The 17878-nt window shown below is 72.9% G+C and carries 14 protein-coding genes and 1 pseudogene; 4 read left to right on the top strand and 11 right to left on the bottom strand.

Translation table 11 applies throughout. The annotated features are described in order from the left end of the window. Positions 1–191 precede the first annotated feature (191 nt). Positions 192–1718, bottom strand: a complete 1527-nt coding sequence (locus ACIBEC_RS14440; RefSeq protein ID WP_360499376.1) for a carbohydrate binding domain-containing protein — start codon at positions 1716–1718, stop codon at positions 192–194. A 228-nt stretch (positions 1719–1946) separates the two neighbouring features. Beyond that, complete coding sequence (locus ACIBEC_RS14445) at positions 1947–2543, bottom strand: choice-of-anchor C family protein (protein ID WP_360499378.1); 597 nt, start codon at positions 2541–2543, stop codon at positions 1947–1949. 422 nt (positions 2544–2965) lie between these two features. On the opposite strand from ACIBEC_RS14445, the gene ACIBEC_RS14450 reads away from it, so the two are divergent. Further along, positions 2966–3919 (top strand): aldo/keto reductase, encoded by a 954-nt coding sequence (locus ACIBEC_RS14450; protein ID WP_360499380.1) that lies wholly within the window; start codon positions 2966–2968, stop codon positions 3917–3919. Positions 3920–3946: 27 nt separating this feature from the next. On the opposite strand, the gene ACIBEC_RS14455 is transcribed toward ACIBEC_RS14450, so the two are convergent. The 4 genes from ACIBEC_RS14455 to ACIBEC_RS14470 all read right to left on the bottom strand — a co-directional run bounded on the left by ACIBEC_RS14455 (position 3947) and on the right by ACIBEC_RS14470 (position 8517). After that, on the bottom strand, positions 3947–4606 hold the full coding sequence (locus ACIBEC_RS14455; RefSeq protein ID WP_360499382.1) for a GNAT family N-acetyltransferase: 660 nt from the start codon (positions 4604–4606) through the stop codon (positions 3947–3949). A 123-nt stretch (positions 4607–4729) separates the two neighbouring features. Continuing rightward, entirely contained in the window at positions 4730–5350 is a 621-nt protein-coding gene (locus ACIBEC_RS14460; RefSeq protein ID WP_360499410.1) for a nitroreductase family protein, read from the bottom strand. A 179-nt stretch (positions 5351–5529) separates the two neighbouring features. Next, the gene (locus tag ACIBEC_RS14465) at positions 5530–7167 is read right to left on the bottom strand and encodes an ABC-F family ATP-binding cassette domain-containing protein (protein WP_360499384.1); all 1638 of its coding nucleotides are present in this window, start codon (positions 7165–7167) and stop codon (positions 5530–5532) included. A gap of 126 nt (positions 7168–7293) precedes the next feature. Next, positions 7294–8517: a hypothetical protein gene (locus tag ACIBEC_RS14470; RefSeq protein ID WP_396287929.1), complete on the bottom strand. Its 1224-nt coding sequence runs from the start codon at positions 8515–8517 to the stop codon at positions 7294–7296. A gap of 532 nt (positions 8518–9049) precedes the next feature. Between ACIBEC_RS14470 and ACIBEC_RS14475 the strand changes: the two genes are divergently transcribed. After that, positions 9050–10657 carry an ABC-F family ATP-binding cassette domain-containing protein gene (locus ACIBEC_RS14475; RefSeq protein ID WP_360509336.1) on the top strand — a complete coding sequence of 536 codons (1608 nt, stop codon included), beginning with the start codon at positions 9050–9052 and terminating at the stop codon, positions 10655–10657. 58 nt (positions 10658–10715) lie between these two features. Here the strand turns inward: ACIBEC_RS14475 and ACIBEC_RS14480 are convergent. The 5 genes and pseudogenes from ACIBEC_RS14480 to ACIBEC_RS14500 form a co-directional block, all read right to left on the bottom strand. Continuing rightward, positions 10716–11306, bottom strand: a pseudogene (locus ACIBEC_RS14480) (Pr6Pr family membrane protein); the annotation flags it as partial. Positions 11307–11450: 144 nt separating this feature from the next. Continuing rightward, a complete protein-coding gene (locus tag ACIBEC_RS14485; protein WP_360509340.1) occupies positions 11451–12224 on the bottom strand; it encodes a response regulator transcription factor in 774 nt (257 codons plus the stop codon). Beyond that, positions 12221–13492, bottom strand: coding sequence for a histidine kinase (locus ACIBEC_RS14490; protein ID WP_360509342.1), 1272 nt, complete (start codon positions 13490–13492; stop codon positions 12221–12223). Before ACIBEC_RS14490 ends, ACIBEC_RS14485 begins: the two co-directional genes overlap by 4 nt. Beyond that, entirely contained in the window at positions 13489–14469 is a 981-nt protein-coding gene (locus tag ACIBEC_RS14495) for a hypothetical protein (protein WP_360509344.1), read from the bottom strand. The genes ACIBEC_RS14490 and ACIBEC_RS14495 overlap by 4 nt, the downstream gene beginning before the upstream one ends. 112 nt (positions 14470–14581) lie before the next feature. Continuing rightward, positions 14582–15139 carry a GNAT family N-acetyltransferase gene (locus ACIBEC_RS14500; protein ID WP_360509345.1) on the bottom strand — a complete coding sequence of 186 codons (558 nt, stop codon included), beginning with the start codon at positions 15137–15139 and terminating at the stop codon, positions 14582–14584. 287 nt (positions 15140–15426) lie between these two features. On the opposite strand from ACIBEC_RS14500, the gene ACIBEC_RS14505 reads away from it, so the two are divergent. Next, positions 15427–16653 carry a CaiB/BaiF CoA-transferase family protein gene (locus tag ACIBEC_RS14505; protein ID WP_360509373.1) on the top strand — a complete coding sequence of 409 codons (1227 nt, stop codon included), beginning with the start codon at positions 15427–15429 and terminating at the stop codon, positions 16651–16653. A gap of 2 nt (positions 16654–16655) precedes the next feature. Further along, the gene (locus tag ACIBEC_RS14510; protein ID WP_360509347.1) at positions 16656–17798 is read left to right on the top strand and encodes an acyl-CoA dehydrogenase family protein; all 1143 of its coding nucleotides are present in this window, start codon (positions 16656–16658) and stop codon (positions 17796–17798) included. Positions 17799–17878 lie beyond the last annotated feature (80 nt).

Consider the following 17878-nt stretch of genomic DNA (forward strand, 5'->3'; position numbering starts at 1 on the left):
GCCGTACAGGTGGGAGGGACAGTAGCCGACGGTCCGGGCCGATGAGATGTCAATTTCCCCCGGGTGCTCGGCCGCAGTCGGGCGTGGGCGAACCGACCCGGAGTGCCGGTGGCCCTGACCTGGCCGGCGTTCCGGAGCCGGCACCCCGGAACGGTGATCAGCAGTCGGCAACCCGCTGGTCAGCCCGCTGGTCAGCCCGCGTACTGGGCGAAGAGCTTCGCGAACTCGTACGGCTGCTGCGGGATGTTGGTGCACTTGGAGAGCGAGCCGCCGGTGCAGGCGTTGGCGTCCCGGGTGGCGTCCCAGAAGGCGAGCAGGCCGAGGTGGTTCTGCTTGGCGAAGGTCACCAACTGTTGGGCGGCGGCCTGGTTGTAGATCTGGTGGTCGTCGTTCTCGCCGATCATCGGGGTGACGCCGACCATGGCCCACAGCTGGGCGTCGGTCTTCGCCGGGTAGAGCGCCTTGAGCTGGCCGAACAGCGACTGGGCGGCCTGGACGGCGGCGTTGCCGTAGTCCGTCCCGCTCCGGTAGTAGTCCATCGCCATGATGTTGACCAGGTCGGTGGTCACTCCGGCGTCGCGGGCCGACTTGGCGATCGCGACGCCTTCGGCGGTCAGGCCCTCGGGCAGGACCGGCAGGGTGAAGGAGACCTTGAGGCCGGGGTGGGCCTGCTGCAGCCTGGCGAGCGCGGCGGAGCGGCGGTCGTTGGCGGCGGTGTCGGCGGTTGCCGCGCCCTCGATGTCGAAGTCGACGTAGCGCAGGTCGTAGGCCTTCACCACGGCGTCGTACTCGGCGAACAGCGAGTCCACCGAGGTGCAGGCGGCGGCGAGTTCGGTGCCGCCGGCGCCGCCGAAGGAGACCTTGACGTCGCCGCCCGCCGCGCGCAGGGCGTCGACCTGGTCCTTGGCCCAACCGGTGCGCGGGTCATAGGCGTTGAACCAGCTGGCCTTGCAGCCGACGCCGGTGACGAAGCCCATCGTGTAGCCCTTGAGGTGGCCGGCCTTGGCCAGGTCGGGCATGGACGGGGTGGGCCAGGCGCCCATGTCGATGTAGGGGGCGACCGGGAGCGGGACGTTCGGCGGTGGGGTGCTCGGGCCGCCGGTGGGCGTCGCGGTGGGCGTGCCGGTCGGGGTGGCGGTGGGCGTGCTCGAACTCGGCGGCGGGGTGCTGGGGCCCCCGCCGGGGCCGGTCAGCGTGATGTCGTCGGCCAGGTAGCCGCCCTGCCCGTACCAGCCGTGCAGGTACACGGTGACGCTGGTGGTGGCCGGGCCGGTGGTGAAACTGGTGGACAGCTGCTGCCAGTCGGCGCCGCCCGGGGCCCAGGCGGCCGGGTCGGTGACGCCGCTGCCGGTGGCGCCGAGGTAGACGTACTGGCCCCGCACCCAGGCGCTGAGGCTGTACGTGGTGCCGGGCCGGACGCTGACGGTCTGGCCGCACTGCGCGGTGTCGCTCGCGCTCACCGCCCCCTTCAGTGCGTACGTCCCGCTGTGCGCACCGGAGTTGACGACGCTCCCGGTGCCGGCGGAACAGCTCCAGGGGCTGAGCTCGGCGCTCTCCAGGCCGCCGTTGGCGAGCAGGTTGCCGTCGGCGGCCCCGGCGTTCCCGGCGAGGACGGCCAGGCCGCCGGCCGCCAGTGCGGTGGCGGCGGTGAGGCTCAGCAGGGTGGTCCGGCCGGTGGGGCGGCGGTGCGCGGGGGCGTGCTGGGGCGCGCTGGGCATGGGGGTGCCTCTCGGGACGTGGGGGCCGCCCGCGCCGCGAGGGGGGGAGACGCGGGGCGGCGGCGGCCTGGGGTGGTCCGGTGCGGGGGAGCGCGGTGCTGAGCATCAAACTGGACTAGACCAGCTGTGCACGTCAAGCACTTCCCGGCACCGGACGCCTCGCCGAGGGCAGGTTTTAGGAAGGGTTAAGGCGGGGCCCGGGACGCTGGCGGCCCGGGGGTCGGTCGGTCAGCCGCAGCAGGGCTTGCACTCCTTGACCTGCACGTTGTCGATCACCGGTCCGTACGCCCCCGCCACGGTGCTGGCGAAGGACAGTGTGGTGGACGAGTTCTGGGCGACGAAGCTGAACTGCCGCCCCACGTAGCCCATCGCGGCCCTGGTCTTGCCGGTGGAGTCGAAGGAGAAGTCCTGGAAGTCCTGGCCGTCGATCAGGGCCCGGCCGGTCTTCAGCGCCAGGCCGCCCGCGGGGTTGGAGGCCAGCGCGTACGTCACCGAGTAGGTGGCGCCCGGGACGGTGGTGAAGGTCTGGGCGACGGTGCCGCTGCTGCCGCCGTTGAGGTCCAGCGACTGGTCGCCCTCGGCGGCCTGCCAGAAGCCCGCGCCGGCCAGGTCGACGCTGCCGCTGACGACCTGCCACGGGCCGATGACCTGGCCGGCGCTGAACTCGGTGAAGGCGTTCGCCGGGGCCTTGGGCGTCTCGAAGCTGCCGTCGTCGAAGTGACTGAGCGCGCGGTGCCCGCCGGCGGCCTGCGCCGGGACGGCGAGCGCGGTGGCGGCGGCCGCGAGCAGGGCGACGACGGTGACGCGGGTGCGCGAGAGCTGCATGGGTCCTCCCCGATGGGATGTGAGGCGATGAGCCGATGATCGGCCGTGCACAGAGCGTCGATCGTCCCGGTGGGCCCTGCCAAGGCCGGACGGGCGGCGCCCGGTGGTGCGGGGTGCTCGCGCGCGGGCTCTCGCGCGCCGGTTTGGCGGAGGGCCACCTGTGATGGCCCGGTGAAAGGTCCGGGGACGAACGACGGGGGGCCGACGGCCGGGTCTGCCTGCCTGGTGGTGAAACCGGAATCATGCGCCCCGCCCGCACCCCCCGCGGTGAGCCGATGACCGTACGAACGGACTTGACCTTGAGTGCACTCCAAGGTGAAAGCTGAAGGCGTTGATCACGCACCACCACGCGAATCACTGCGCGAACCGCCACACGAACCAGCATGCGAACCACCGCGAAGACAACACATGGGAGCACCGTCATGCGCAAGGCCTCGTTCGGTACCAAGGGCCCCGAGATCGGCGTCATCGGCCTCGGCTGCATGGGCATGACCTGGGCTTACGACGTCCAGAACCGGGACGACGAGAACTCCGTCCGGGTGATCCGGCAGGCGCTGGACCTCGGCGTCGGCCTGATCGACACCGCCGACATGTACGGCCCGTACACCAATGAGGAGGTCGTCGGCGCCGCCCTGGCCGGCCCCTACCGGGAGCGCGCCTTCCTGGCCACCAAGGTGGGCATCGTCCCGGGTGGCAACGGCCAGCAGGAGCGCAACGGCCGGCCCGAGCACGTGCGCCGCTCGATCGACGAGAGCCTGCGCCGCCTGGGCACCGACCACGTCGACCTCTACCAGCTGCACCGGGTCGACCCGCAGGTCCCGATCGAGGAGACCTGGGGCGCGTTCGCCGAGGTCGTCGCGGCGGGCAAGGCCCGGAGCATCGGCCTCTCCGAGGTGACCGTCGAGGAGATCAAGCGGGCGCAGTCGGTGCACCCGGTGGCCTCCGTGCAGAACGAGCTGTCCCTGTGGACCCGGGACGCGCTGGCCGAGGTCCTGCCGTACACCGAGGAGCAGGGCATCGCCGTCCTGCCGTTCTCCCCGCTCGGCCGGGGCTTCCTGACCGGCAGCATCGCCTCCTTCGACGAGCTGCCCGCCGACGACTTCCGCCGCCGGCTGCCGCGCTTCCAGCAGGACGCGCTGAAGGCGAACCTGGCGCTGGTCGGGAAGGTCCGGGAGGTCGCCGAGCGGATCGGTGCCACGCCCGCGCAGGTGGCGCTGGCCTGGGTGCTGGCGCAGGGCCGGTACGTCTTCCCGATCCCGGGCACCCGGACGCCGCGCTACCTGGTGGACAACGTGGGCGCGGCCAAGGTCGTGCTCTCGGCGGCCGACCTCGCCGAGCTGGACGCGCTGCCGGCGCCGACCGGCGGGCGCTACTGACCGTCGGGGGCTACCGGCCGGCGGGCGCTACCGGCCGTCCCGGACGGACCCGGTCCGTTCCTTGACCCACACCAGCTGCCGTCCGGTCTCGCCCGGAGCCCGGACGGCGGCCGCGGCGACCCGGTCCAGCCGGTAGCCGAGCTTGCGCGGGACGGCCGCGCTGGCGGTGTTCGCCCGGTCGCAGTGGATCTCGACCCGGGTGATCCCGGGCAGGGCCAGCGCGGCCTCGGTCAGCGCCCCGGCCGCGGTGGTGGCGATGCCCCGGCCGACGTGCCCGGCGCCGACCCAGTACCCGATCTCCAGTGCGCCCGGGCCGATCCGCCCGTGCAGGCCGAAGGCGCCGATCACGGCGCCGGGTTCGGCGTCCAGGCCGACCAGGTACATGAAGTCGGTGCCGGCCTCCCAGGCGGCGGAGCCGGCCCGGGTGAGCTCGGCGGTCTGGGCCCGGGTCGGGGCCTCGGCCGCCCACTCCATCCAGGGCCGCAGGTGCTCCAGGTTGGCCCGGACGGCCCGGTTCAGCGCCACCGCGTGGGTGCTGCCGCGGCGGCGCAGCCAGAGGCCGCCGGGCAGCCGCAGTACCTCGGGCGGCCGCCCGGTGGTCACCTCGGCCGCCGCCCGCGCCCGGTCGGCCGTGCGCGCCTCTTCGGCCGGGACGGAGTCACAGGACCGTGGCTGTGCTTGGCTCATGACGGCGATTATGTCCTTGGCCCGGACCTGTCACCATTCGGCCCGGTCGGAAGCCCCCTGATGGCGGGCGCGCACGGCGGCGCGCGGTCGCGGCCCCGGCGTACGGCCGCCGACCGGGGCGCGTCAGAGCCGGACCAGCACCTCGTCGAGCTCCTTGCGCCGCAGGTCCGGCACACGTGCTCCCTCGGCCGGGTAACCGACCGGAATCACGTACGCCGCCCGCTCCTCGGCCGGGCGGTCGCACACCTCGTTGAGGAACCTCATCGGGCTCGGTGTGTGGGTCAGCGTGGCCAGTCCGGCCTGGTGCAGCGAGGCCAGCAGCAGCCCGACCGCGATCCCCACCGACTCCTTGGTGTAGTACGGGCGCGGCGATCCGGGCCCCTTGTGCACCTCGAACACGACGATCACGGCCGGCGCGTCCTCCAGGAACGGCTTGCGCCAGTCGGTGCCGATCGGCGCCAGCGCGGCCAGCCACTCCTCCGACGCCCGGTGGCCGTAGAACTCGCGCTCCTCGGCCTCCGCGGCCTCGCGCAGCCGCCGCTTGCGCTCCGGGTCGGTGATCACCACGAACCGCCAGGGCTGGACGTGCGCGCCGCTGGGCGCGGTGCTCGCGGTCCGGACCGCCCACTCGACCACCCCGTCCGGGATCGGGCGGGTCGCGTAGTCGCGGACGGTCCGGCGCCGGGCCATCACCTCGTGGAAGGACCTGCTGCGGGCCTCGGCCTCGTGGGCCGGGACCGTCATGGGGGCGAGGGGGACGGTCGGGCGGGACGTCCCCGCCACGGGGCTCCCCGCCGCGGGGCTCACCGCACTGTCGATGTCCGTACTGTCGACGTCGGCGTCAACGTCTGTCCTGTCAACCATGGGCGACAGCACAGCACATGACGGTCCCTCCGGGAAGAGGTAGAGACCAATAGTGGCCGCTACAGCTCGTGCACCCGCCCGTCCCGGACCTCGATCCGCCGGTTCACCGCGACGGTGTCCAGCATCCGCCGGTCGTGGGTGACCAGCAGCAGGGTGCCGGTGTACGAGCCGAGCGCGGACTCCAGCTGCTCGATCGCGGCCAGGTCCAGGTGGTTGGTGGGCTCGTCCAGGACCAACAGGTTGACCCCGCGGGCCTGCAGCAGCGCCAGCGCGGCCCGGGTGCGCTCGCCGGGGGAGAGGGTGCCGGCCGGGCGCATCACGTGCACCGCCTTCAGGCCGAACTTGGCCAGCAGGGTGCGCACGTCCTCCGGCGAGAGCTCCGGTACGGCGGCGGCGAAGGCCTCCGCCAGCGGCTCCCCGCCGAGGAACAGGCCGCGCGCCTGGTCCACCTCGCCGACCACCACGCCGGAGCCCAGCGAGCCGCTGCCGCCGTCGAGTTCGAGGCGGCCGAGCAGGGCGGCCAGCAGCGTGGACTTGCCCGCGCCGTTGGCGCCGGTGATGGCGACCCGGTCGGCCCAGTCGATCTGCAGGTCCACCGGGCCGAAGGCGAAGTCGCCGCGCCGGACCGTGGCCCCGTTCAGGGTGGCGACCACCGAGCCGGAGCGCGGCGCGGCGGTGATCTCCATCCGCAGCTCCCACTCCTTGCGGGGCTCCTCGACCACCTCCAGCCGCTCGATCATCCGCTGGGTCTGGCGGGCCTTGGAGGCCTGCTTCTCGGTGGACTCGGAGCGCATCGCGCGACCGATCTTGTCGTTGTCGGAGGACTTGCGGCGGGCGTTGCGCACGCCGTGCTCCATCCAGCCGCGCTGCATCCGGGCGCGGGCCTCCAGTCCGGCCTTGGTGTCGGCGTAGTCCTCGTAGTCCTCGCGGGCGTGCCGGCGGGCCACCGACCGCTCCTCCAGGTACGCCTCGTAGCCGCCGCCGTACAGGTTGACCTGCTGCTGGTGCAGGTCCAGCTCCAGGACCTTGGTCACGGTGCGGGCCAGGAACTCGCGGTCGTGGCTGATCAGCACGGTGCCGGTGCGCAGGCCCTTGACGAAGGCCTCCAGCCGCTCCAGGCCGTCCAGGTCGAGGTCGTTGGTGGGCTCGTCGAGCAGGAAGACGTCGTAGCGGGAGAGCAGCAGCGAGGCGAGGCCGGCCCGGGCGGCCTGGCCGCCGGAGAGCGCGGTCATCGGCAGGTCGAGCGAGACCTTCAGCCCGAGGGAGTCGGCGACCTCCTCGGCCCGCTCCTCCAGGTCGGCGCCGCCGAGGTCCAGCCAGCGGTCCAGGCTCGCCGCGTACGCGTCGTCGGCGCCCGCCCGGCCCTCGACCAGGCCCTCGGTGGCCTCGTCCAGCGCGGCCTGGGCGGCCGCCACGCCGGTGCGGCGGGCCAGGAACGCGCGCACCGACTCGCCCTCGCGCCGCTCCGGCTCCTGCGGGAGGTGGCCGATGTTGGCACTGGCCGGGCTCAGCCGCAGCGAGCCGCCCTCGGGGGTGTCCAGGCCCGCCAGCAGCCGGAGCAGGGTCGACTTGCCGGCGCCGTTCACGCCCACCAGGCCGATCACGTCGCCGGGGGCGATGACCAGGTCCAGGCCGGAGAAGAGGGTGCGTTCGCCGTGGCCGGCGCTGAGGTCCTTGACTACGAGTGTCGCGCTCATGATGGGCCCGATTGTAGGAGGAACAGGGCCGGCACCGGAAAAAGCCGGCCGGCAACGGAAAGGCCCGGGGGCCGCGGCTGTGGCAGCCGCGGCCCCCGGGACCGGTGGGGGATCATCCCCCGTGGATCACTTGGCCTTCTTCGAGAAGTAGTCGAACATGTGCTGGGCCACGTCCTCCAGGTACGGACCGGCCTCATAGGTGTTCGCGCCGTTGCCGATGGAGGTGTCGCTGACCAGGGCCGGCTTGCCGTCCTTGGTCGCGTACCAGCCGCCGCCGCTGCTGCCGCCGGTCATGTTGCAGCCGATCAGCAGCATCGCCGGGCGGCTCGGGTCGCCGGTCTTCTTGGACGGCTTGCCGCCGTCGCAGTGCTCCAGCTCGACGCCGTCGAAGGGCTTGCCCTCCGGGAAGCCGTAGTTGGAGACGGCGGCCAGCTGGTCGCGCGGGGCGTTGAACCACAGCGGCACCGAGCCGCCGACGGTCTCCTCCAGCGACTTGCCGTTCGGGTCGGGGTTGGCGACCTTGATGATGCCGAAGTCGTACTGGCTCCACGGGCCGCCGTGCTCCGGGTCGGCCTCGGCGGTCCACTGCGGGGAGACCATGCCGGCGGTCGCGCCCCACTCGCCGTACGGCTCGGCGTCGTCCAGCTTGGACTTCTGCTTGTTGCCGTTGCTCAGCACGCCGTTGCTGTTGAAGGCCGGGGCGAAGGTGATGTCGGTGTAGTACTTGTTGCCCTTGCCGCCGTGCAGGCAGTGGCTCGCGGTCCACACCAGGTTGCTCTTGCCCGGGTTGGCCGGGTCGGAGACGACGGTGCCGGAGCACACGTAGTCGTCGTTGCCGTCCTTGAAGAAGAGCTTGCCGTTGACATGCATGTTCTTCGGGAACGGGTGCGCCACGGGCTTCGCCGGGACCATGGCGGGCATCTGGTCCGGGCCGACCGGCGGCTGGGCGGCGGTGGGCTGGGCCGGGGCCGGGGCGGCGCTGGTGGGCTGCGCGGTCGGCTGGGCGGGCGCCTGCGTCGGGTCCTGGGCCGGGGCCTGGGGCAGCGGCTTCGGCTTGGCCTCCAGCAGCTTCTGCAGGGTCCAGTAGCCCTTGACCGCCGGGGTGATGACGTTCGCCTGGGCCCACTTGTCCCAGTCCTCGGGCTTCCAGGTCTTCAGCTCTTCGAGCGTCGGAAGCTTGATCGGCGCCGCGCCCGGCTTGCCGGAGGCGCCGGCCGCGACGGACGGGGCCGTGGTCTGGGCGCCGGCCGGGTCGCTGTTGTCCGGTCCGCACGCGGTGGCGACCACCATGGTCAGTGCGGCGACGGAGGCGCCCAGGACGGCACGGCTCGGCCGGGATATCGGTGACATGAGTTCAAATCCCCCTGTTGACTACCGCCATACGGCCCGTTCCGCGGGTACGGCTGCACTTCGCCGCAGGTATGGCGGTGAGGAGTCTGCCATGTGGATAAGGAACTCCTTACACCCACCCCTGACCGGGACGAGGCTGTCACCGGATTGGCACGGGATCGGCACGGAGCCTCCGTCGCTGCCTTGTCAGGGCCTCGTCGGGAGCCTCTGTCGGGAGCCTCCGTCGAGGCCTCGTCGGGATCCCGTCGCGGCCGGAAAATCGGTTGCACACGTCCCCCGGTGTGCCTAGCGTGGTTCGGGTCATCAGCCAGACAAGGAGAAGGCCGTTGCTCTACTGAGGTCCCGGGACACCGCCCCGCCACGCAGGCCCTGCTGCCGCGTGGTGCGCGCGTGTGCGACCTCAGTCACGGCCCCGTGGCGATCCTCCATGTGACGCCACCCCTTCGTCCCCCTCCGGCCGGACCGGTTCCGCACCAGCGGTGTCTCCCCGTGTTGCTCACCACCCCATCGGCAACCATCCCGGGAGGCCTTCATGGCACAACCCACCACCGCCGTCCTCTGCACCGACCTCGCGTTCGAGTGGCCCGACGGCAAGCCCGTCCTGGACGGCTTCCACCTCGCCGTCGGCCCCGGCCGCACCGGCCTGATCGGGCTCAACGGCGCGGGCAAGTCCACCCTGCTGCGGCTGATCGCCGGCGACCTCACCCCGACCGGCGGCACCGTCCGGGTCGACGGCGAACTCGGCTACCTGCCACAGGGCCTGACACTCGACACCACCCTGCGAGTGGACGAGGCACTCGGCATCCGGGCCGCCCGCGAGGCCCTGCACGCCATCGAGTCCGGCGACACCGACCAGCGCCACTTCGACGCCGTCGGCGACGACTGGGACGTCGAGGAGCGCGCCCGCGCCACGCTCGACCGACTCGGCCTGCGCCGCCTCGGCCTCGACCGCACCACCGGCGAACTCTCCGGCGGCGAGGCGGTGCTGCTGCGGCTGGCCGCCCTGCTGATGGCCCGCCCCGACGTCCTGCTGCTGGACGAACCCACCAACAACCTCGACCGGGCCGCCCGCGAGCGGCTCTACGAGACGGTGGCCGGCTGGCACGGCGTGATGCTGATCGTCAGCCACGACCGCGAACTGCTGCAGCACGTCGACCAGATCGCCGACCTGCGGGACGGCGACGTCACCTGGTACGGCGGCAACTTCGCCGACTACGAGCGCACCCTCACCGCCCAGCAGGAGACCGCCGAGCGCCTGCTGCGCAACGCCGAGGCCGATGTCCAGCGCCAGAAACGGGACTTGGTCGAAGCCCGGAGCCGGCTGGACCGCAGCGCCGCGTACGGCAAGAAGCGCTCGGTCACCCGCAACGACCCGCACATCTTCGCCGGGATGCTCAAACGCAAGGGCCAGGAGACCGCCGGGCGGCTCCAGGGCATGCACACCGAGCGGCTGGAGGACGCCAAGGCACGGCTCAGCGCGGCCGAGGAAGCGGTACGCGACGACGCCGAGATCCGGATCGACCTGCCGCGCACCGAGGTCCCGGCGGGGCGCACCGTCCTCACCCTGCAGAAGCTCCGGCTGCCGCACGGCGGCACCGCCGACCTCGACCTGCGCGGCCCCGAACGGATCGCCCTGGTCGGCCGCAACGGGGCCGGCAAGTCCACCCTGCTGCGCGCCATCGCGGGCGAACTCGCCCCACTGGAAGGAGAGATCACCACCCCGGTGCCGCTGCGGCACCTCCCGCAGCGGCTCGACCTGCTGGACGACGAGCTCAGCGTCGTCCAGAACGTCAAACTGTTCGCCCCGGCCGCCGGGGACAACGCGATCCGCGCCCGGCTCGCCCGCTTCCTGTTCCGCGGCGCCCGGGCCGACCAGCCGGCTGCCACCCTCTCCGGCGGCGAGCGGTTCCGCGCCACGCTGGCCGCCCTGCTGCTGGCCGACCCGCCGCCGCAGCTGCTGCTGCTCGACGAGCCGACCAACAACCTGGACCTCGCCAGCGTCCACCAGCTCACCCAGGCGCTGGCCGCCTACCGGGGCGCGCTGATCGTGGCCAGCCACGACCTGCCGTTCCTGCGCGGCCTGGGCGTGACGAGGTGGCTGGAGCTGGACGGCGACCTGCGGGCGGTGGATCCGATGTAGCGAACACCGATGTAGCGAACACCGCTCCGCCGGGGCAGCAGAGAAGCCGGTCCAGCCCGACGACGAGGGCGGCGAGCACGACGAACTCGACGGTCAACTGGGCGATCTGGCCCCAGACGTAGCCGTAGCCCTTGGTGGTCGGGTCGAAGAAGAAGTACGGGTACGGCAGTGGGTAGTCGGCGAACAGGGCGTTGCGGGCGAGCACGATCGCCGCGTAGCCGAGCGGGAAGGCCAGCCAGAGTGGGATGTCCTTCCAGGCCGCCGCGTTGCGCGGCTTCAGCACCAGCCAGTCGACGATCACCATCACCGGTGTCACGTAGTGCAGGAAGAACGAGGACCAGTGCGCCAGCTTGTCCGGCCCGCTGACCAGCCCGGGCAGGGGGCTGGCGCCGTGCTGCAGCAGGACGTGCGAGACGAGCCCGGTGATCAGGATGTACAGGGTGGCGGCACCGCGCAGCCGGGGCGCGGGCGCGTCCACGGTGCCGCGCTGGGTCATCCAGTACACCGCTCCGATGAAGTAGCCGAGCACGATCACGTTGCTCTGCACGGTGAAGTACACCAGCGGTGCCGTCCCGAGGGTCAGGCCGAGGCCCGCCGAGAGCACGATTCCCATGCGCCACCACAGCGCGGGTCGGGTCCGGACTGTCATGCGGCCACCAGTTCGTTTCAGGCGATACGGGAGGTATCGGACGGCTGAGGGGAAAATCGCACTCTACTCGCTGGTACGGGCGAGGTGGAACCTGTGTGCGACCCCTGCGGAGCTCAGGCCGGACGCTCAGGTCGGATGTCCGACTCAGGCCGGCAGTACGAATCCGGACTCGTACGCCGCGATGACCGCCTGGGTGCGGTCCCGCGCGCCGAGCTTGGCGAGCACACTGCCGACGTGGGTCTTCACCGTCTCCTGGCTCACCACCAGCCGAGCGGCGATCTCGCCGTTGTTGAGCCCGGTGGCCATCAGCCGCAGCACCTGCCCCTCCCGTTCGGTCAGCCGCCCGATCGGCCCCCGCTCGACCGCGGCCTCCCTGCGGCGGTCCGTGCCGTGGCGCACCGCGAGTTCGCGGACGGCCGCCGGGAAGAGCAGTGAGTCCCCGCGCGCGACCAGCCGTACCGCCTGCACCATCTCCTCCGCCCGGGCCCGCTTCAGCAGGAACCCGGCGGCGCCCGCGCGCAGCGCGTCGTACACGTGGTCGTCGTGCTCGAAGGTGGTGACCACCAGGATCCTCGGCGGCTCGGCCATGCCGCCGACCAGCTGCTCGGTGGCCCGGATCCCGTTGATGCCGGGCATCCGGACGTCCATCAGTACGACGTCCGGCCGCAGTTCGCGCACCAGCGGGACGACCTCGGCGCCGTCGGCGGCCTCGCCGACCACGGTGAGGTCGGGCTCGGCGTCGATCACCACCCGCAGGCCCATCCGGACCAGCCGTTCGTCGTCGGCGATCACCACCCGGATGCCGTCCTGGCGGCCGTCCTTGCCGTCGTCCGCGCGGCGGTCCTCGCGCCCGTCCCCGCTTTCGCGCTCGCCGCTGTTCCTGCCGTGTCCGCCGTTCACCGTGTCCCTGTCTCTCATCGTGCGGTCCCTCCCACCGGCAGCCAGACGGCCAGCCGCCACGTCGTTCCGTCCGCGCTCGGCCCGGCGGTGCTGCCGCCGCGCAGGGCCGTCGCGCGCTCCCCGATCCCGCGCAGCCCGCGCCCGCCACCGGGGCGGCTCGGGCGGGCGGGGCCCAGCGGGTTGGTCAGTTCGATCTCCAGCCGGCCGTCGGCCAGGCCGACCCGCAGCCCGGCCGGGGCCGGCCCGGCGTGCCGCAGCACATTGGTGAGGCCCTCCTGCACGATCCGGTACGCCTCGCGGGAGACCGGGGCAGGCAGGCCGGTCAGGCCGGGGGCCAAGTCGGCGTCCACCGCCACCCCGGTGCGGGCGAGTTGGCGCAGCAGGTCGTCCAGCCCGGCGAGGGTGGGTCCGGCCGGTCCGGCGGCCTCCGGGTCCTCCTCGCGTAGCAGGCCGAGCACGGTGTCGAGTTCGGCGACGGCCGCCCGCGAGGTCTCCTCGATCGCCTGCAGCGCCTCGGCGGCGAAGTCGGGGTTGGTGCGCAGCACCCGGGCGGCCGCCGAGGCCTGGATGCCGACGGCGCTGAGCGCGTGCCCGACCGAGTCGTGCAGTTCGCGGGCCAGCCGGTTGCGCTGGGCGAGCATGGTGGCCCGGCGCTCGGCGGCGGCCAGCCGCTCCTCCGGGGTGGGGCCGAGCAGGGCGGGTGCCCAGCGGGCGAGCAGTGCGCCGCAGGCGGCGTTGGTGAGGACGATCAGCAGCAGGACGGCGATGCCGAGGGTGGGGCCGGTGAACATCCAGCCGGGGAACCGGTCCTCCCAGAAACGGATGAGGTCCTGGGCTCCGCCGAACGAGAAGATCAGTACCACCGCGAACGGCGTCCCGGCCAGTGTCATCCCGGCGACCACCCCGCCGAAGAACAGGTGCAGCACGAACCAGAGCGCGGTGCGCCACCGGGCCGGCCACGAGCGGGCCGGCCCGGTGGCCAGCTCCTCCGGTCGGGGGGCCGTGCACAGCGCCCGCGCGGCCGCGCCCTCCAGCCCCCGGACCGTGGGCACCAGCGCGGTGACGGCGGCCATCGGCAGCGAGGTGAACAGCGAGAGGACCTGCAGCAATACCTGCCGGCCGGGCGCCTGGTCGGTGTTGAGCGCCCCGAGCATCACCACCGAGAGCAGCCAGTACGGCATCAGCAGCGCGGCGCCTAGCACCAGGTGTGCCCAGCGCAGCCGGGCCCGCCGCCCGAACACCGCCTCCACCGCACGCCGCAGCCGCGTGCCCGCCCCCGTGATCACCCGGGTGACTTTACGTCAGGGGCGCCGGCCCGGGCTCCCCGTTCGGTCAGCGCCATCGCCCCGACGACCAGTACCAGCACCCCGGTCATCACCTGGGCGGTCTGCACCAGGGGCATCAGCCCGGGCACGGCCATCCGCAGGTCGCTCACCCGGGTCGTGGTCGCTCCGAAGGCCACCATCTGCCAGCTGCCCCAGCTGAACAGCGAGCCGGCCGCGGTCCAGACCACCAGCAGCGGGCCGAGCAGCCGCCGCCGCGGCCGGATCCGGAAGACCAGGACCAGCAGCGCCGTCGCCGCGGCCACCGCCATCACGGCGAACACCCCGTCCATCACCGCCGCGCCCCGGTTCCCGTCCTCCGTCATCGCGATCGGCATGCCGGCGGTGCCGCCCGCCGCCCAGTACGCCCGGGCCGCCGCGACGCCGGCGGCGAGCAGCGCGGCGACACAGGCGAGGGCGCGCTGCACGGTCAGTGTGGGGGAGTCCGGCAGGTCGCCGATCCGTTCCTTGAGCAGCCCGGCCCAGCGCTGCCGGGCGTACAGGGCGAAGGCGGTGATCAGCGCGAGTCCCTGCACTGTGAACCCGCCGTACACGACGAGGAAGACCCAGTCGCCGAGGCCCTTGTCGTTCGGGTCGGCGCTGTGCTCCGGACCCAGCACCAGGGCGCTCAGCAGGAACAGCGGCAGTGCCACCAGGATGGTGCCGAGCAGCCCGGTCGCCACCCACATGGGGAACGCCACCAGCCCGGCGGGCGCCCGCCGCCCCCACGGCCGCACGAAGGCCAGCGCCAGGGCGACGGCGATCGCGTCCATCCCGAAGGTGAGCAGGTTCAGCAGCCAGAGCTTGTGCATCGAGCCGGGATCGTCCGCCCCCACCGGATGGCCGGTCAGCCAGAGCAGCTTGAGCGTCAGGTAGGGCCCTGTCGCCGCCACCGCCGTCCATGCCGCTCCGGCCCGTACGAAGCCTTCGTTGATCCTCATGCCTCCACGGTCGCGTCCCGCCCCGGCCGCGGTCCTCCGCCCGGGGCGGGATCCGTCTCCCCCCGGTGGGGGATCTTCGGCTCAGGCGGTCAGGCGGTCAGCCGTCAGAGCATCAGGCCATCCGATGGATCAGCCGGTCCTCGTCGTCGACCCGGCCGTCCGGGTCCGCCACCAGTCCGAGCCGCTCGGCGAGCCGGCGGGAGGGCAGGTTGTCGGACCGGATCAGCGCGACCACCGGGATGCCGGGGAACCGCGGCCGCCCCTGCGCCATCGCCGCGCGCGCCGCCTCGGCCGCGTACCCCTGACCCCAGGCGGACGGCCGGAACCGATAGTAGAGGTTGAACACCCGCTCCCCGTCCAGCGTGTGCAGGTACAGCCCGGCGAACCCGATGATCACCTCCGGCTCCTCCCGCGTCGACACCGCGCAGTACCCCACGCCGTCCCGCATCCAGTCGGCCACGAAACCGTCCAAGGCCTCTTGGGCCGCCGCGATGTCCCGCTGCGGCCCGTGCGGGTTGTACCGGTTGGTCTCCGGATCCCCGTGGACGGCGAACATGGCCCCCGCGTCCCCCTGCTGCGGCTGCGTGAGCACCAGTCGTTCGGAGACGGCGACGACCGTGCGGGCAGGGTGCTGGGCATGAGGCTGGGCAGGGTGCTGGGCAGTGGTCATGACGCTTTCCCCGTTGTCTGTTTGTCTGTCTGCCGTAATGGCTGACTCGCACCCTAGGCCATTACGGCGACAGGCGTCCGACACTTTTTCCCCGGATCCCTTTCGCCGGCCGCACACTGGGCTGCACGCGTGCGGTGCAGGGCGGCGCGGGTGGCGGTGGAGGTCTTGTTACCGGCGGGTCGCTTGCCTATCATCCCGAGTGTTACAGCTTTACTGTCAAACCCCGAAGGGTTCTGCGGCCAGTGCGTGACACGAGCAGTCCGGTGGGCGAGGGCGCCCGGGGCCCGTTGGCGGGTGTGCGGGTGGTGGAACTCGCCGGAATCGGGCCGGGGCCGTTCGCGGCGATGCTGCTGGGAGACCTCGGGGCGGACGTGGTGCGGGTCGACCGCCCCGAGCCGTCGCCGCTCGGGGCCGACCCGGCGTACGACCTCAGCAACCGCAACAAGCGCTCGGTACTGGTCGACCTGAAGTCGCCCGACGGGCCCGGGCTGGTGCTGGACCTGGTGGAGCGGGCCGATCTGCTGATCGAGGGCTACCGGCCGGGTGTCGCCGAGCGGCTCGGGGTCGGGCCGCAGGCGTGCCTGGCGCGCAATCCGGCGCTGGTGTACGGGCGGATGACCGGCTGGGGGCAGCAGGGTCCCCGGGCCGCGACCGCCGGACACGACCTCGGATATGCGGCGGTGGCCGGGGTGCTGGGGCTGGTGGCGGCCCCCGGGGGCGCCGACGAGGCACCCGGGATCCCGGCCAACCTGCTGGGCGACTACGCGGGCGGCTCGCTCTACCTGGTCGTCGGCCTGCTCGCCGGGCTGCACCACGCCCGGGCCACCGGCACGGGCCAGGTGGTGGACGCCGCGATCGTCGACGGCGCGGCACACCTCGGCAGCATGCTGTGGGGCCTGCTCGCGGCCGGCCACTGGCAGGACCGCCGGGGCGTCAACCTGCTGGACGGCGGCGCGCCGTTCTACGCCGTCTACCGGGCAGCCGACGGCGGACACCTGGCCGTCGGCGCGCTGGAACCGCGCTTCTACGCCGAATTCGCCCGGCTGCTGGAACTCGGCCCGGACGCGCCCGGTCAGTACGACCTCGACCGCTGGCCCGAACTGCGCGCCCGGATCGCGGCTCGATTCGCCACCCGGACCAGGGCCGATTGGGAGGCCGTCTTCGCGGGCTCCGACGCCTGCGTGGAACCGGTGCTGACGATGCGTCAGGCAGCGGGCGACGGACACCTGTCGGCGCGCGGGACGTACGTCGAGGTGGACGGCGTCACCCAGCCCGCCCCCGCCCCGCGCTTCTCCGCCACCCCCGGCGCGCTGCGCCGCCCGCCGGCCCGCCCCGGCGCGGACACTGCCGAGGTGGCCCGGGACTGGGCCGTGCCATCCCTCACCTCCGGGGCGGACGGCTCGGAGGCAGACAACCCCGCAGGGGGCACCCCCGAGGCAGACACCTTCGAGGCGGGCAACCCCGAGGCAGACACCTTCGAGGCGGGCAACTCCGCAGCAGAGCAAGGAGAGTAGCGTTGCAGCGCGAGATCTTCACCGAGCAGCACGACGACTTCCGGGCCGCCGTACGGGCTTTCCTCGCCAAGGAGGTGCTGCCGCACTACGACCGCTGGGAGAAGGCCGGCATCGTCGACCGCTCCGCCTGGGTCGCGGCCGGCCGCCAGGGCCTGCTCGGCCTCGCCGTCCCCGAGGAGTACGGCGGTGGCGGCACGCCGGACTTCCGCTACGCCGCCGTGCTGGCCGAGGAGTTCGCCCGGGCCGGCGCCTCCGGGCTGGCGATCGGCCTGCACAACGACATCATCGGCCCCTACCTCACCTCCCTCGCCACCGAGGGGCAGATGCGTCGCTGGCTGCCCGGGTTCTGCTCCGGCGAGCTGATCACCGCGATCGCGATGACCGAGCCCGGCACCGGCTCCGACCTGCAGGGCATCCGCACCCAGGCGGTCGACCAGGGCGACCACTTCCTGCTCAACGGTGCCAAGACCTTCATCTCCAACGGCATCCTCGCCGACCTCGTCATCGTGGTCGCCCGCACCACCCCCGAGGGCGGCGCGCACGGCCTGAGCCTGCTGGCCGTCGAACGCGGGATGCCCGGCTTCGAGCGCGGCCGCAACCTCGACAAGATCGGCCAGAAGGCCCAGGACACCGCCGAGTTGTTCTTCGAGGACGTCCGGGTGCCGAAGGGGAACCTGATCGGCGAGCTCAACGGCGGCTTCGTCCACCTGATGCAGAACCTCGCCCAGGAGCGGCTCACCATCGCCGCCTCGGCGATCGCCGGCGCCGAGTACCTGGTCGAGATCACCACCGACTACGTCAAGCAGCGCGAGGCCTTCGGCCGGCCGCTCGCCAAGCTGCAGCACGTCCGCTTCGAGATCGCCGAGCTGGCCACCGAGTGCGCCGTCACCCGGGCTTTCGTCGACCGCTGCATCACCGAGCACAACCGCTACGCGCTCACCCCGGCCGACGCTTCGATGGCCAAGTGGTGGGCCACCGAACTGCAGAAGCGCACCGCCGACCGCTGCCTCCAACTGCACGGAGGATACGGGTACATGAGCGAGTTCCCGGTCGCCCGGGCGTTCACCGACGGCCGCATCCAGACCATCTACGGCGGCACCACCGAGATCATGAAGGAGATCGTGGGCCGCTCCATCCTCGGCTGACCCCCTCCGCCGATCCCCTGCCCCGCCGAGGCCCCGCCCCGCCCGCCCGCCCGCCTCGAAGCCCGAAGTCCGAAGCTCGA

Origin of the sequence: Kitasatospora sp. NPDC051164 (assembly GCF_044455625.1) — a bacterium.
Lineage (GTDB): Bacteria > Actinomycetota > Actinomycetes > Streptomycetales > Streptomycetaceae > Kitasatospora.

Excerpts from the sequence above, each read along its gene's own strand:
- ACIBEC_RS14440 (WP_360499376.1), bottom strand. The coding sequence starts at position 1,718 with ATGCCCAGCGCGCCCCAGCACGCCCCCGCGCACCGCCGCCCCACCGGC.
- ACIBEC_RS14445 (WP_360499378.1), bottom strand. The coding sequence starts at position 2,543 with ATGCAGCTCTCGCGCACCCGCGTCACCGTCGTCGCCCTGCTCGCGGCC.
- ACIBEC_RS14450 (WP_360499380.1), top strand. The coding sequence starts at position 2,966 with ATGCGCAAGGCCTCGTTCGGTACCAAGGGCCCCGAGATCGGCGTCATC.
- ACIBEC_RS14455 (WP_360499382.1), bottom strand. The coding sequence starts at position 4,606 with ATGAGCCAAGCACAGCCACGGTCCTGTGACTCCGTCCCGGCCGAAGAG.
- ACIBEC_RS14460 (WP_360499410.1), bottom strand. The coding sequence starts at position 5,350 with ATGACGGTCCCGGCCCACGAGGCCGAGGCCCGCAGCAGGTCCTTCCAC.
- ACIBEC_RS14465 (WP_360499384.1), bottom strand. The coding sequence starts at position 7,167 with ATGAGCGCGACACTCGTAGTCAAGGACCTCAGCGCCGGCCACGGCGAA.
- ACIBEC_RS14470 (WP_396287929.1), bottom strand. The coding sequence starts at position 8,517 with ATGTCACCGATATCCCGGCCGAGCCGTGCCGTCCTGGGCGCCTCCGTC.
- ACIBEC_RS14475 (WP_360509336.1), top strand. The coding sequence starts at position 9,050 with ATGGCACAACCCACCACCGCCGTCCTCTGCACCGACCTCGCGTTCGAG.
- ACIBEC_RS14485 (WP_360509340.1), bottom strand. The coding sequence starts at position 12,224 with ATGAGAGACAGGGACACGGTGAACGGCGGACACGGCAGGAACAGCGGC.
- ACIBEC_RS14495 (WP_360509344.1), bottom strand. The coding sequence starts at position 14,469 with ATGAGGATCAACGAAGGCTTCGTACGGGCCGGAGCGGCATGGACGGCG.
- ACIBEC_RS14500 (WP_360509345.1), bottom strand. The coding sequence starts at position 15,139 with ATGACCACTGCCCAGCACCCTGCCCAGCCTCATGCCCAGCACCCTGCC.